Source organism: Flavobacterium sp. PLA-DH12, from assembly GCF_059511845.1.
In genome coordinates, this window is the sequence record NZ_JCAMPD010000005.1 from 206,412 (window position 1) to 221,234 (window position 14,823).

9 protein-coding genes are annotated in these 14,823 nt (G+C 32.7%); 2 read left to right on the forward strand and 7 right to left on the reverse strand.

The window, feature by feature from the left end; all coding sequences use genetic code 11:
- Positions 1-8: 8 nt before the first annotated feature.
- Positions 9-2,075, reverse strand: a complete 2,067-nt coding sequence (locus AC5ZCW_RS11810; RefSeq protein WP_496119994.1) for a TonB-dependent receptor plug domain-containing protein — start codon at positions 2,073-2,075, stop codon at positions 9-11.
- 105 nt (positions 2,076-2,180) lie between these two features.
- Between AC5ZCW_RS11810 and AC5ZCW_RS11815 the strand changes: the two genes are divergently transcribed.
- Positions 2,181-3,083, forward strand: coding sequence for a DUF6607 family protein (locus AC5ZCW_RS11815; RefSeq protein WP_281633832.1), 903 nt, complete (start codon positions 2,181-2,183; stop codon positions 3,081-3,083).
- Between the two features lie 89 nt (positions 3,084-3,172).
- Here the strand turns inward: AC5ZCW_RS11815 and AC5ZCW_RS11820 are convergent, their stop codons facing one another.
- The 5 genes from AC5ZCW_RS11820 to argS all read right to left on the reverse strand — a co-directional run bounded on the left by AC5ZCW_RS11820 (position 3,173) and on the right by argS (position 11,295).
- Positions 3,173-3,625 carry a lipid-binding protein gene (locus tag AC5ZCW_RS11820; protein ID WP_496119996.1) on the reverse strand — a complete coding sequence of 151 codons (453 nt, stop codon included), beginning with the start codon at positions 3,623-3,625 and terminating at the stop codon, positions 3,173-3,175.
- A 58-nt stretch (positions 3,626-3,683) separates the two neighbouring features.
- A complete protein-coding gene (locus AC5ZCW_RS11825; protein ID WP_496119998.1) occupies positions 3,684-4,445 on the reverse strand; it encodes a BT_2262 family domain-containing protein in 762 nt (253 codons plus the stop codon).
- 14 nt (positions 4,446-4,459) lie between these two features.
- Complete coding sequence (locus AC5ZCW_RS11830) at positions 4,460-5,890, reverse strand: SusD/RagB family nutrient-binding outer membrane lipoprotein (RefSeq protein WP_496120000.1); 1,431 nt, start codon at positions 5,888-5,890, stop codon at positions 4,460-4,462.
- A gap of 14 nt (positions 5,891-5,904) precedes the next feature.
- Positions 5,905-9,102 carry a SusC/RagA family TonB-linked outer membrane protein gene (locus AC5ZCW_RS11835; protein ID WP_496120002.1) on the reverse strand — a complete coding sequence of 1,066 codons (3,198 nt, stop codon included), beginning with the start codon at positions 9,100-9,102 and terminating at the stop codon, positions 5,905-5,907.
- A gap of 414 nt (positions 9,103-9,516) precedes the next feature.
- Positions 9,517-11,295, reverse strand: a complete 1,779-nt coding sequence (gene argS / locus AC5ZCW_RS11840) for an arginine--tRNA ligase (protein ID WP_343544904.1) — start codon at positions 11,293-11,295, stop codon at positions 9,517-9,519.
- 330 nt (positions 11,296-11,625) lie between these two features.
- Here argS and AC5ZCW_RS11845 point away from each other — a divergent pair, with 330 nt between their 5' ends.
- Positions 11,626-14,046 carry a TonB-dependent receptor gene (locus tag AC5ZCW_RS11845; RefSeq protein ID WP_496120004.1) on the forward strand — a complete coding sequence of 807 codons (2,421 nt, stop codon included), beginning with the start codon at positions 11,626-11,628 and terminating at the stop codon, positions 14,044-14,046.
- 94 nt (positions 14,047-14,140) lie between these two features.
- Here AC5ZCW_RS11845 and AC5ZCW_RS11850 read toward each other — a convergent pair whose 3' ends face one another.
- Complete coding sequence (locus AC5ZCW_RS11850; protein ID WP_496120006.1) at positions 14,141-14,812, reverse strand: copper homeostasis protein CutC; 672 nt, start codon at positions 14,810-14,812, stop codon at positions 14,141-14,143.
- Between the last annotated feature and the right edge of the window lie 11 nt (positions 14,813-14,823).

Sequence of the window (14,823 nt, forward strand, 5' to 3'; positions counted from 1 at the left end):
AATATTGATTAAAAATTATATTGAATTCGTGCAAAAAACTGTCTGCCTGCCAAGTTGCTGATTTGGCTTGGATCTGTAAAATCAAATAAATTATTGGCTCCTGCCTGAAGCATAAATTTATCTCCGATATATTTTGAAATTGACAGGTTTGTTAAGAAGTAACCATCGACAAATGTGTCATATTTGTCAAGTATCTGATTACCGTTTGTATCAAACATTCCGTATTTGCTTCTGTAAAAAACACGTAAGTTGATATCGGTTTTTATCTTAGGGATCGTGTAAGCGAATTTAACATTGGCCGTATGCTTTGACCTGTTAAACAATCCGAAATAATCCGATTTTTTAATTTGAATTGTTTGTAAATCCGAGTTACGGATGTATTGGTAATCTTGAAAATTATCCAGAACTGATTTGTCTTTTGCTGTTAAAAACTGATAGCCAAATGATACTGATAATTGTTTTGTAAAATCATAAGTTGAATTAAACTCTAGACCGTAAGTAAAGATTTTACTAATATTAAAATAACTGAAGACATTCTGACCATTAGTTTTTTGGGCAACAACTCGAGTATCAATTAAATTTTCTATTGAATTATAGAAAGCATTCACGTCTAGTCTTAATTTGTTTTTTTTGTAAAAAGTTCCAAGGTTGACATTTATTGAACTTTCTGGCTTCAACGGTTCACCAAAATTTACTCCATCTACTCTAGACAAAAGTTGCCCCTGTTCTTCAAGTTGATTCAAACGATCTTCTGCAACATTATATCCCAAAACCGTATATCCAACCGATGGATTTGTAAAATCAAAGTACAATTGACGAAAATCTGGTGCTTTGTAGCCATAACCAACAGAAGATTTTAAAGAAAAATTCTCATTAACCTTATAGTTGACTGCTAATTTTGGACTAAACTGTGAGGCATACTCACTATGATTATCATATCTAAATCCAGCAAGAACATTCCATTTCTCAGTTGGATTGTAATCGTATTGCAGGTAAATATATTGCGAATTAAAATTTACTTGCTTTTCAAAATAAGTTCTGTCTAAAGTCTCATAATTTAATCCAACTCCACCTGTTAGTTTATCATTTTTTAATGAAAGCGTTGTTCGAATTTCTGGTCGAACTAACCATTGATTATAATAAGCACTTTCATATAAAGCGTTATTTTTATCATTTAAAAAGGAATCATTTTTGTAATTTGTGGTATAAAACTCATATTCAGAATACACTTTTGAGCTCCATTTATGCTCAAATTTAATTTGCGAATTCCATTCTTTTTCTTTTGCATCACCCTTATAGTTTTCAGAATCGATAATTGCCACATTATCCATTTTCATATCATAAAAACGATTATTTACAATTAACTTTAAATTCTCTGAAAAATCGTAATATATCTTAGGCTGGATTGTAAAATTATAAAATGGCTCCACATTTTTTAGTGGCGTACTTTTATCTAAATCATAACCATCTGTAGAATAAAAATTAGCAAAAAGATTAGCTGAAAACTTCTTCTTCTTCCACAACAAATTCGTGTTAGCATCATTGGTGTTAAAAGTCGCATATCTATAAGAAAGGCTTCCTGTAAACGTATCTTTCTTCGGTCTTTTTGTAATTACATTTATTACTCCACCCATTGCTTCAGATCCATACAATGCTGAAGAAGCCCCTTTAACAATTTCTATTCTTTCTATATTTCCCACAGAAACCCTTGATAAGTCCAAAACACCAGCACTTCTACCCACTAATGGCACTCCATCAATTAAAATCATAGTATAAGCCGCATCCAATCCTTGCATTTGAATTCCTTCAAAACCACTTTCGTCAGGAATTAAAATAATACCGGTTTGTTCACTTAAAATTTCATTTAATCTTGTAACACCAGACTTCATAATTGCTTCAGACGTAATAATTGTCATAGGCAAAGGCAAAGATGAAAGCACTCTTTCTGTTCTAGTTGCAGTAGTAACTTTTACTTCCGATAATTCATTTGTTTCCACACTGTCTTTTTTAACATTCTGAGAAACAGAAATTTGACAAAAAAGCACAACAGCAAAAAGAGTAATTTTAAAGTTCATTATTTTTATTCAGTCTTAATAATCGATGCAAATATATAACTATTTTTAATTGTTCTAAATTAAATTTATATATTTGCGAAAAATTTAAAAACAAAACAATAAGTTATGATTTCAAAAAGCCTTTTTTTGTCAGCCGCTATGGCTTTAACATGTGGTCTTGGATTTAGTCAGGACAAGAAACAACAAGACATAAAATCTATTAAATCGATGTGCGGTTGTTATGAGGTGAAATTCAATTTCACAGAAACTTTCTCGTACCCAAAAGATTCTCTTACTTATAAACCTTCTGAGACTAAACACGAATCTGCTTTAGAATGGGTTGAGCTATTAGAAGATACTCCAAACAAAATTGTAATGCAGCATTTACTTATTGTAAGTCCTGATATGATTATCAAACACTGGAGACAAGATTGGCTTTACGAAAACACAGATTTATATACTTTTGACAAAGGCAATTCTTGGAAATACAAGAAATTAGATAAAAAAGCGGTTAAAGGTCAGTGGACTCAAAAAGTATATCAAGTAGACGATAGTCCAAGATACGAAGGATCTTCAACTTGGGTACATGTTGACGGACAAGACTATTGGGCAAACGTTGCAGATGCACCACTTCCTAGAAGAGAGCAGACAAAGCGTAACGATTATAATGTTTTAAAAAGAAGAAACATCCACGAAATCACTGCTACAGGATGGAATCACGAGCAAGACAATGACAAATTGGTTCGCGATGATGCAGGAAAAGATGTTTTATTAGCGCAAGAAAAAGGATTTGATGTTTACACTAAAGTTCCTGATTCAAAATGTATTGCAGGGCAAAAATGGTGGAAGGAAAACAATGCTCTTTGGAAAAATGTTCGTGACAAATGGCAAACTCTTTTTGACAGACACCAAGACTTAAACCTAGAAGCTAAAGTTGATAGAAAAGCACTTTATTCTCTTTTATTTGATTTGAAACCAGATGCGTCAAAAGCAGAATCTGATAAAATCATTGACAAATTTGTTAAATAATTAGAATTAGTTGTTATAAAAAAGCCAGAAGTTTCTACACTTCCGGCTTTTTTGTTTGTAAAAGACTGATCTTTCAGCGTGAAAAGTTATTAATACTCATCTTCTAAGAAACCTGTTCTTCTATGACCTTCATAAAGAATATCATATCCGGTTTTATCATAATCGAAATGAGCCCTAAATGATATTTTATCTACTTTATGTCCACCTTTAGATAGTCCAGCTCCCTTTTCAATTTTACCATCAGTGATAGTAACTTTCGTTCCTTTGTCTAATACATTATCAGCAGAGACTGTTGAAAAAGTTCCAGTTTTAGTGTCTACTGTTACTATACATTTTATCACATATCCTTTTTTTGCATCATCAATCCACATCGTGTTGTTATTTGCCGCAGTATTATAAGTTGAATGCAAAGCGTGTTCTTTCACAATATGTCCATCTGAATCAGTAAGAGTAATATACCAACTTCCTGCCATAGCTTCTACTGATGTTCCTCCTGGATCAGTATTCCCAACTTCATCACAAGCCGTAAACGATACAAGCATCAGCATTGTTACAAATATGTATATTACGTTTAGTTTTATTTTTTTCATTTTTAGAATTTTAAAATTGCACTTGAGTTAATGTTGAAACAAAAGAATAAGGCGTACCGTCACTTGCGGTCCAATTAGTTGTCAATACTAATGTTTTACTTCCAGCGTTAACTGTTAATTTGGTTATGCTGGCTGTACCACCAAAATATTGATTGCTTAAAATACCCCCTGGAAAAGTAAAAGTATTTGTAGAAATAGTACCTGCAATCGTTCCTCCTTGAGTTGCAGAAGTTATACCAATATTTCTACCAATACTGTACCAGCCACCAAAGGCATCAGATACTCCATAAGTTCCATTACTATTTTTCCAGATATAGATATATTTCTGATCTACTGAACTTCCTTGAGAGGCAGGTAATAATGTGCCATTTCTAGTTGTTGTAGAAAGATAAACCCCTTCAATGCTGTTCACTAAATCACCAGTTTTATAAACAATTACTTTTCTAGTTGAATTTGTTTTAAAACCATCTTTATTCGTGGCAGTATAAGTCTGGGTATATTCATCTGCCTGATTAATATCTAATGTTTTAGCTCCTCTAAAATTTCCTGAATAGGTTACTATTGTAGGTATAACAGCTCCAGCTTCTTTTGCTACAACTCCAGGATCCGTAAAAGCTGTACCAATTGGTGTAAATACTGTATTAGCACCGTTTATTTCTATAATCGGATAATTGGTAACTCTCGACACATTTCCAGTTGAGTCTGTATCACAGGCAATAAAAAGCATGCTGCAAACTACCATAACTGTCAGTTTAATAAATATATTTTTCATTGTTTATTTTTTAATTATTTAACATCCCACCAAACTGAGTCAGTAATTAACTTTAAAGCTGGTGCATTTGGATTTCTATTTCTTACAGTACTAGGAAGTACAATTCTTTTTGGGAATAGATTACCTGTTTGATTGTTTACAGAAATAGCAAATTGCCCAGGAACATAAGAATCACTTGTTTGAGGAACAGCTGATATTTTTGGATAGCCAGTTCTATTTTGTTCTATAAATGATTCATAACCATTGCCAGGAAAACTGGCAATCCATTTTTGAGTAATAATTGCCTCAATTTGTGCAGTTACTCCCGCTGCTGGAAATTCATATTTCCCACCAGCCGTTAGAAACGCAGTTGCTGTTGCTCCAAATCTTGCCATGGCTGCTGTAACAGCTGCATTATATTTAGCTTTTGCTCCTGCTCCTCCATAATATCTCACAAGAGCTTCTGCCTGTAGAAAATTACTTTCTTCTTTACTAATAAAGAATACTGGTGTTGTGGGACTCAACGTAACTAACGAAAGATTAGTAGCAGTATTTAAGAAATCTCCCTGATTGTTTGGATTTCCAGCTCCATAGTATTTCGACAAACGCGGATCTGCATTAGTTTGCAAATAAGAATATAAAGTTTTACTTGCTCTTAAATTTAAAGTACTGTTTAATTTTCTTCTGTCAGTTTCGTATAATGGGTTACTTCTATCAGCTGCATCAATAAACTGAGTCATTCCCGCATCATCAGTATCTAAAAATGTTGCACCTGAATTAATTAAATTTGTAATCCCAGACTGTGCTAATGTTGGATCTACTTTTGTTAATCTCATGTAAAGTTTTAACAATAAAGTATTCCCAAACTTTGTCCATTTTGTCATATCTCCTTTAAAAAGAAAATCATCATTTCCTGGTCCATCTCCTACGGAAGCGCTTAAATCTTTTGATAAAGCTAATTTCAAGTCAGAAATCATTAAATCATAAGTTTCTTTTCCACTATTAAACTTAGGTTGTAATATATTTGGATTATTAGCTTCACTATATGGAATAGCATCATATAGGTCTGTTAATACCTGAGACCCTTCAACCTCAAGTATAGTTGCCATTAAATAGTATTTTGTATTTCCTTCTTTAGCAGCTTGCGCTTTTACAACTCTAATATCATTTAAAGCATCATACATTGCTGTATAAGCAGCTCCAAAATCATTTGTGCCTATACTATATTGATCGATAGTTTTATACTGGTTAGAAGTATTATTTTGCGTCCAAAATTGAGACCAAAAACCACCAATTATGGCGTAATATGACCCTTGTGCGCCTACCAGCCCTGTAATACCAGCAGGGAAAATAGTACTATTTGCCTGCCCTGAACCCAATGTGTCCGGATTTCTATTAATATCAAATGTTTCATCACATGACACCAATAAAAAAACAGCTGTTATTAATGTTATTATTTTTTTCATTTTTAAATACTTTTTTAGAATGATAATTTTAAAACTCCACCTAGTGATCTTTGTGATGGGTTGGCCCCAAATTCTCCCAAATCTGAAAGCACACCGCTTCCGTAAGTACTTACTTCCGGATCAACATACGGATTATCTCCTGGAGTCCACATGAATAGGTTTCTCGCATAAATACCAAGTGTTATCTTATTTAATCCTATGCTTTTGCTAATTGCAGAAGGAAAGTCATAATTCAAGTTTACCTCTCTCAATCTCACAAAAGTTTTATCTATAACATGGGTTTGTTCGATACCTAAATTACTTGACGTATTATAGTAATTACTTATATTATCCCAAGCAACCGGAGTAGTGTTCTCTACATATGTTACAGCACCTGTTGTTGCGTTTACAATCTCATTAACTGAGTTAGGAACTATAAATGGGTTTCTGTCATTATAAGTCGTTTCAATACCGTTCCCTACAAAATGCGATAGTCTTTTTGTATAAGAATAAAACTCTCCTCCCTGCTTCCAGTCTAACGACAGACCTAAATTGAAATTTTTATATTTAAATGTATTTTGTAAACCCATAACAAAATCTCGTTGAGAATTTCCGATAAGTTGCACATCGCTAGTTCCAACATTAATACCTGTTGCTGCACTTACAATGGGTTGACCGGTTGGGGTCGTTTTTGGTACTAAAGAATAATATGAGCCAATAGGCTGTCCTTTAGCAGCTCTATAAGTTACTCCATATGCAGTTGCGATATCAACATAAGACTGTTCTCCTTTTAATTCTGTTACTTCATTAAGATTCTTAGTAAATGTGTAATTTAAACTCCAAGTAAAGTCTTTATTTTTAATAGGACTTGCACTAAGCGAAAACTCTATACCTTTATTTACGAGATCTCCCGCATTAACAGATTTAGTTAAAAAACCGGTAGAAGGGTCTAACGGAGAACTAACTATTAAGTCAGAAGTTTTTTTGTAATATAAAGCAACATCGTAGCTAATTCTGTTTTTAAAAAATGATCCTTCTGCACCAACTTCATATTCAACAGTACTTTCAGGCTTCAATTCTGAATTTCCAAGTGTACCAGATGCTTCATAATAACTTACACCGCCAATTGGAGATAGGATGTTACCAAAATAAGCTGCTGCTGCGCCAGAAACGTAAGAATTTGCTGTCTTGTAAGGATCGGTATCATTTGCAATTTTAGAAATAGCTCCTCTTAGTTTTAGAAATGTATTCTCCGTATCAATTACATTAGCACCTAATGATAAAGATGGATAAAAATAGGCATTGTTTCCTATTGGTAAGGTAGAAGTTATATCTTCTCTACCTGTAATAGTTGCAAAGTATCTATTTTTAAAAGCAAACTCAGCCGATCCATAAACTGCTCCCGTCTTTCTTAAAGTATTAGTTTGAGTAATTGTAGGCATTATCGAAGAATTGGAAAGCTCATAATAGTTTGGAACTCCTAAATTCGTAATAGTATTAACCAATCGATCAGACTCTCTTTTATTGTAATTTATACCACCTAAAAGATTCAATGTCCAGTTTTCACTTAAATTTGTAGTGTAGTTAAGATTGAAAAATGTATCAAATTCACTATATTCCGATCTGCTTTCTGTAACTCCACCCACAACTTTACTAGCACCAGCCTTAGCTTGAGCACTTCCTGGCAGGTAATCAACAATTGCACCGTAACTCTTTAATCTCTCCTCTCTTAAATTTCCACCAATCTGAAAAGTAGCTATTAACTTATCTGTTATTTTATAACTTAAATTTACATTCCCAAAAATATTGTTACCGTAAATTTTTGTACTATTTTCATTAATTGTAAAATATGGATTCGCAGCATAAGGAGTAAAAAAATAGCTTGGTGAATTAAAAATATTGTTTTTATAATCCCTTAGATCAATTATACTAATATCTACAGGCATTTGTATTAAATTCTGCTGTAATGTAGTTCCTTGACCTGCATTATCACCCTGACCAGAATTCACAACACTTTGATCTTTATAGATATAGTTTAATGAAGTTTTTAAACTAATTCTTTTTCCTTTTAATCCGCCATTAAAACCTAAAGATTGCTTTTTATACAAATCAACATCTGTTGGCACTACTCCATCACTATTTACATTTGAAAATACTAAAGAGAAATCTGAAGCATCACCACCACCACTAATATTTGCAGATTGAGTAGATAATATTCCTGTATTATAAAAATCTCTAATATTATCCTTTAAACCTACATATGGTTTAATTTGTTGACTATTATTATAAACTGTTCCCCATGGCCTGATTTCTCCATTAAATTTTGGCCCCCAAGAACCATTTTCATTACTAGGTCCACCAGCAGTATATCCAGCTCCACTCCATCCTTGTCCGAACTCATTTTGCAAATGGGACACTCGTGCAACTTCGCTTAGCTCTGTTGAAGCTAACAAGTCAACCTTAATCCCTGAATTCGCTTTTCCTTTTTTAGTAGTTATAATAATTACACCTCCACCAGCTCGTGATCCATACAATGCAGAAGCAGCAGCTCCTTTTAGTACCGTCATACTTTCTATATTATTAGGGTCTAAGTCACTCACTCCATTTCCAGCATCATAAGATCTGTTAACAGATGCAACTCCGTTATTACTAGTACCTGTAGAGGTATTGTTTATAGGAGTACCATCAACTATGTAGAGAGGACCTGAATTACCAGTAATCGTATTTAAACCACGAATAACCACTTTTGTAGCAGCTCCCGGTTGTGATGGAGCTGTAATATCAACTCCCGCAATTTTACCAGAAAGTGTTTCAAATGGGTTAGTGTTAACAACCTGAGTAAGCGCATCCGATTTCAAAGTAGTTGTAGCATAACCGAGAGATTTTTTTTCTCTTTTAATACCAAAGGCTGTTACAACAACCCCTTCAAGTTCTTGTGCACCCGCATCCACCATTTTTACATTAATTATAGAAGAACTTGCAGCTACTTCCTGCGTTTTCATCCCAATGTAACTAAACACCAAAACTTGATCCGAGCTGGCATTAATCACATATTTTCCATCAAAATCAGTTTGAGCTCCTGATTTAGTTCCCTTGACCAAAACACTAACACCCGGCAAAGGGATTCCTGTATTGTCTGAAACTGTCCCTGTAATTTTTTTCTGTTGGGCAAAAGTAAATTGCAACGCAAACACAAAAAAAATCACTATTAATCCTTTTAATTTTTGTTTCATTATTTTTCATTTTGAGTTATTAGGTGGCGAACTTAAAAAATTAAAATAATTTTAACAAGAATTAATCACTAATTAACATATTAAATTGAAATATTTTACTTACAAAATAAAAAACCGCATAGATTATAAATCTATACGGTTTTTATTCCTTTATCACTTTTTTCTAAAAGCTTACTAATCCAAAATAGTTAAAAATAATAATAGGAAAAATATCTTAAAAAACTCATAAACAAAAAACTATACTATTACCGAGCATAGTTTAAGCAACAAACTATCTTTATAATCATTTCTACAGGAGCAAAATTAAAGAAGTATATTCTTACTTTTACCCCCTAAAAGCCAAAAAAGTAATAAAAAAAGCCAATAGTCTAAAACTATTGGCTTTTTTCACTGTTAACTGTTTAATCTTTTTTCCTACATTCTTTCTGGAACTTCAATTCCCAATAAGTGAAATGCAGATTTAATTACTTCGGCAACTTTTTGAGAAAGCTGTACTCTGAATATTTTTTTTGTCAAATCAACTTCTCCTAAAATATGCACCGACTGGTAAAAAGAGTTATATTCTTTTACTAAATCATAAGTGTAGTTGGCAATTAACGCTGGACTATGATTTTGAGCAGCGTTCTGAATCACTTCTGGGAAAAGTTCAATTTGTTTTACCAATTCTTTTTCTTTTTCATGCAATTCTTCAATCTCGATTTTGTTTGAGAAATCAAAATCGGCTTTACGGATTATTGATTGAATTCTTGCGTATGTGTATTGAATAAAAGGACCAGTATTTCCAGCAAAATCAACAGATTCTTCTGGATTAAACAAAATACGTTTTTTAGGATCTACTTTTAAAATGTAATATTTCAAGGCACCTAAACCAATTGTTTTGTACAGTTTTGCTTTTTCTTCGGCAGAATAGCTGTCTAATTTTCCTAAGTCTTCTGAGATTTGTTTGGCTGTATCGGTCATGTCCTGCATCAAATCATCAGCATCTACAACAGTTCCTTCACGGCTTTTCATTTTTCCAGATGGCAAATCTACCATTCCGTATGATAAATGATATAAACTTGAAGCCCAGTCAAAACCTAATTTTTTAAGGATTAAGAACAATACTTTAAAATGATAATCTTGTTCGTTACCAACTGTATAAACCATCCCGCCCACATCTGGCATATCTTTTACACGCTGAATGGCTGTTCCGATATCCTGTGTCATGTAAACCGCTGTTCCGTCAGAACGTAAAACAATTTTTCTGTCAAGACCTTCATCTGTCAAATCAATCCAAACAGAACCGTCTGGATCTTTTTCGAAAACTCCTTTATCTAAACCTACCTGAACAACATCTTTTCCTAAAAGATAAGTGTTGCTTTCGTAGTAATATTTATCAAAATTAACTCCAAGATTAGTGTAAGTTGTTGCGAAACCTTCATAAACCCATTCGTTCATTTTTTTCCAAAGCTCAATTACTTTTTCATCACCAGCTTCCCATTTTTTCAGCATATCTTGTGCTTCGATAATAATTGGTGCTTGTTTTTTAGCTTCTTCTTCTGTTTTACCAGTTTCTATTAAACCATTTATTTCGGCTTTGTAAGCTTTATCAAACTCTACATAATATTTACCAACTAATTTATCCCCTTTTAAACCAGAAGTTTCAGGAGTTTCTCCGTTTCCGAATTTCTCCCAAGCCAGCATCGATTTACAGATATGAATTCCTCTATCGTTGATAATTTGAGTTTTGTACACTTTTTTACCAGAAGCTTTTAAAATCTCTGCAACAGAGTATCCTAATAAATTATTACGAACGTGTCCTAAGTGTAACGGTTTGTTGGTATTTGGAGAAGAATATTCTACCATAACTGCCTTTTCTTCAGGATTTGGAGCTACAAAACCGAATTGTTTTTGGTCTTTTATTCCATTAAAGAAATCTAGATAATAACTATCTGAAATCACAATATTCAAGAAACCAGAAACTACATTAAAGCGAGCAACTTCAGAAACATTTTCTACTAGATAATTTCCAATTTTATTTCCCAATTCAGCCGGATTACTTTTAATCACTTTTAGCAAAGGGAAAATTACCATCGTAATATCTCCTTCAAACTCTTTTCTAGTAGTTTGAAACTCGATTTTATCAACAGTAACATCAAATAATGCTTGTATTGCTTTTTGTATAGAAGGTGTAAGAATTTGTGATAATGACATGTAAACTTATTTTAAAGTGAGCAAAGATACTGCTTATTCATCAATTAGAGAAAATCAAAAACATATTAAATTCAAGAAAAGAGTTTCAATTTGACAAAAAGATATAGTTATTAATTATTAAAATTATCAAAAAACCAAAAGCGTAATCTCTTACAAAACAGTCAATGAGAAAAAAAATATACTTTTTTATAGAATTTCTTGTAACATATCAACCGTAAAAGAGTCTTAATAGAGACTTTAATTTTTTTTTGAAGTCAGGAAAAACAAAAAAGAAAAAGCTAACAAAACGAAATCATCATCAATCAAATCAAAAATAATCAGTAAAAAATCATGAAATTAAAACTCTTTCTGTTTGCGTTATTAGGTATAATCGCAACAGCACAGGCCCAGAATGCTGGAAGTATTTCTGGAAAAATTACAGAAAAGTCAAACAACGCACCAATTTCTTACGCCACTGTTTCGCTTAAAGAAAATGGAAAAGTAGTTTCAGGCGTTAATACAGACGATAACGGAGACTTTTCATTTAAAAATATTGCTTTAAAAAGTTACACGATCGAAATTCAATACATTGGATTTAGAAAATATATCGGTTCTATCCTTTTGAGCGAAAACAAAAAAAATGCAACTGTAAATGTTTCTTTAGAAGAAGAAGCAACTCAGCTTAAAGGTGTTAACATTGTTAGCGAACGCTCTACTATCGAACAAAAAATTGACAGAAAAGTAGTTACAGTTGGAAAGGACTTAACAACTGCAGGAGCTTCGGCATCTGATATTATGAATAATATTCCTTCTGTAAATGTGGATCAAGACGGAAAACTTTCGCTTCGCGGAAATGATAATGTTCGTGTATTAATTGACGGACGCCCTACAAACATTGACCCTGCTCAGTTATTGAAACAGATTCCGTCGACTTCAATTAAAAAAATTGAGTTAATTACTAATCCAAGTGCAAAATATAACCCAGAAGGAATGTCTGGAATCATTAATATTATTTTGCATAAAAATGCTAACACAGGTTTTAATGGAAGCTACAGTGGCGGTATTACTTTTGGTGAAACTGCAAAATACAATCAGTCTTTAGATCTGAACTATAAAACAGGGAAAGTAAACTTCTTTGGAAACGTGGGACAAAACTTTGGAACATACCATAATAAAGGTTTTATCCAAAGATTTGATGAAGATATCACTCAAAATATAGATGTTTTGAATGATAATGAGTCTTATTTATACAAGATTGGTATGGATTATCTAATTGATGATCACAACACTTTATCTATTTATACCAACCAAAACAAATCTGACGGAAAAGGTTATGTAGATACTAATATTGATTACAATAATGTAACTGGTTCTGATATTTCAAATATTTTACAAAAATCAAAATATTGGGGACCAGACCGAGTTGGAACTTATAATTTAGCTTACAAACACATCTTTAAAAAAGAAGGCCATACTTTAGATTTTGAAGCAAATTATAGTGATAATAAAGAAACACAAAATGCTTCTTTTGATACGGAAACGACAAAAACAGACAATACTGCTGGAAATGTTTTCTATGAAGATTATTTAAAAGGAACCAGAAAATTAAGTACTGTAAACATTGATTACGTTAATCCATTAAACGAAAAAACAACGCTTGAAGCTGGAGCTGAAGCAAGAATCACAAGAACAGAAAACGATTATATTACCGGAAATCCTTTACTTCCTGTAGCAGATCAAACGTCTCACTATACTTATGACACAGATATTTATTCTGCTTATGTAACATTTGGACAGAAATTTAAAAAGCTAAGCTATCAATTAGGTGCACGTTTTGAAAGCTACAAAGTACAGGCAAATTTAAATTATGGAAAAGAGAAGTTTGATGATGATTACATCACTTTATATCCATCGGCATATTTGACCTATAATTTGACTGAGAAAAATACTTTGCAATTAAGCTACAGCCGTCGTGTAGACCGTCCGAGTTTAGAACAGACAAAACCTATTCGTGAGTTTGCTACTCCATTAGTAACTTCGATAGGAAACCCAGAATTAAGGCCTCAATTTACTAACTCTGTCGAAGTAAATTATACGAAAACTCTTGAAAAAGGAAGTTTTACAGCGGGTGTTTTTGTGAGAAGCATTAATGATCAAATCAGCAGAATTTTATATCCAGATCCTAACGATCCAAGTGAGCAAAAGCAAATTATGAGTTATACAAATTTTGATCATAATACTGCCTACGGATTTGAAATGTCATTCAATTATAAAATTACAAAATGGTGGGACATTCAGCCATCGATTGATTTTTCAAGCATTGATCAATCAGGAGTTATATATGCCTTTATTCCAGAAGAAAATAAAATTGGACCAACAAATAAAACCGTTACTGTTGCCGCATTTAATGGACGTATGAACTCTAATTTTAAAGTAAACAAACGCTTAAGCTTCTTAGCTTTCGGATTCTATAGAGGCGCTACTGACGGGCTTCAGAACAATAGCCACGAAATGTACAAAATGGATATTGGTACGCGTTATACGTTGCTAGACAATAAAATGAATTTAAGTGTTCGTTTCAACGATGTCTTCAATACTATGAAATATGCTTTCGACACATTAAATCCTTATCCTCAAGCAGGTCAGTTTAAATGGGAAAGCCAAACTGTTTATTTTGGTTTAACTTACAACTTTGGAGGCGGAAAAATCAAAAATTTACAGCGTAAACAAAGAGATGATAATACTAATAAAGGCGGGGGCGGAATGTTCTAATCTCACCTAAGAAGATTTTTTTAATACTATTTTAAATAATTTCTTGTAGAAAAAGTCTGGAGATTGCCACCTCCAGACTTTTTTATTTTTAGTTCTATAAAAAGTTACGCAATTCTTTTATTTCTTCTGGATTTGCCGTTTCTGAGTTATCTGTAATTGCAGACGAATGATAAAAAGTAAGATCTAATTTCTCTTGCAATAATTTTATATTTGAAGATCGTAAACCACCTCCCGGCATAATTTCTATTTGATCTCCTGCCAACTCCTGGAGCCTTTCTAAAGCCAAAATTCCTTCTTCTACATTTACACCTTGACCTGAAGTCAAAATGGTTTTGAAGCCACAGTCAATTACATCTTCAAGTGCTTTTTCAGGATTTTTAACGACATCAAACGCACGATGAAAAGTACACGATAAAGGATGTGCAAGATGCACCAATTCTTTATTCTGCTTTTTATTAACTTTTCCGTTTTCTTTTAAAATTCCGAAAACAAAACCGTCAACACCTAGTTTTTTATACTGTTTAATATCTTGTTTCATTTCGGTAAGTTCTTCATCCGAATAAACAAAATCACCTCCACGAGGTCTTATAATAACATGCATTTTTATATTTACGCTTTCACGAACTTTTACTACCAAAATAGAATTTGGAGTAGTTCCTCCAAGTTTCATATTTTCACATAGCTCAATTCTGTCCGCACCGCTTGCTTTAGCAATCAATGCCGATTCATAATTAAAACAAGCTATTTCTAGTTGATTTTTTTTCATTTAATAGAATA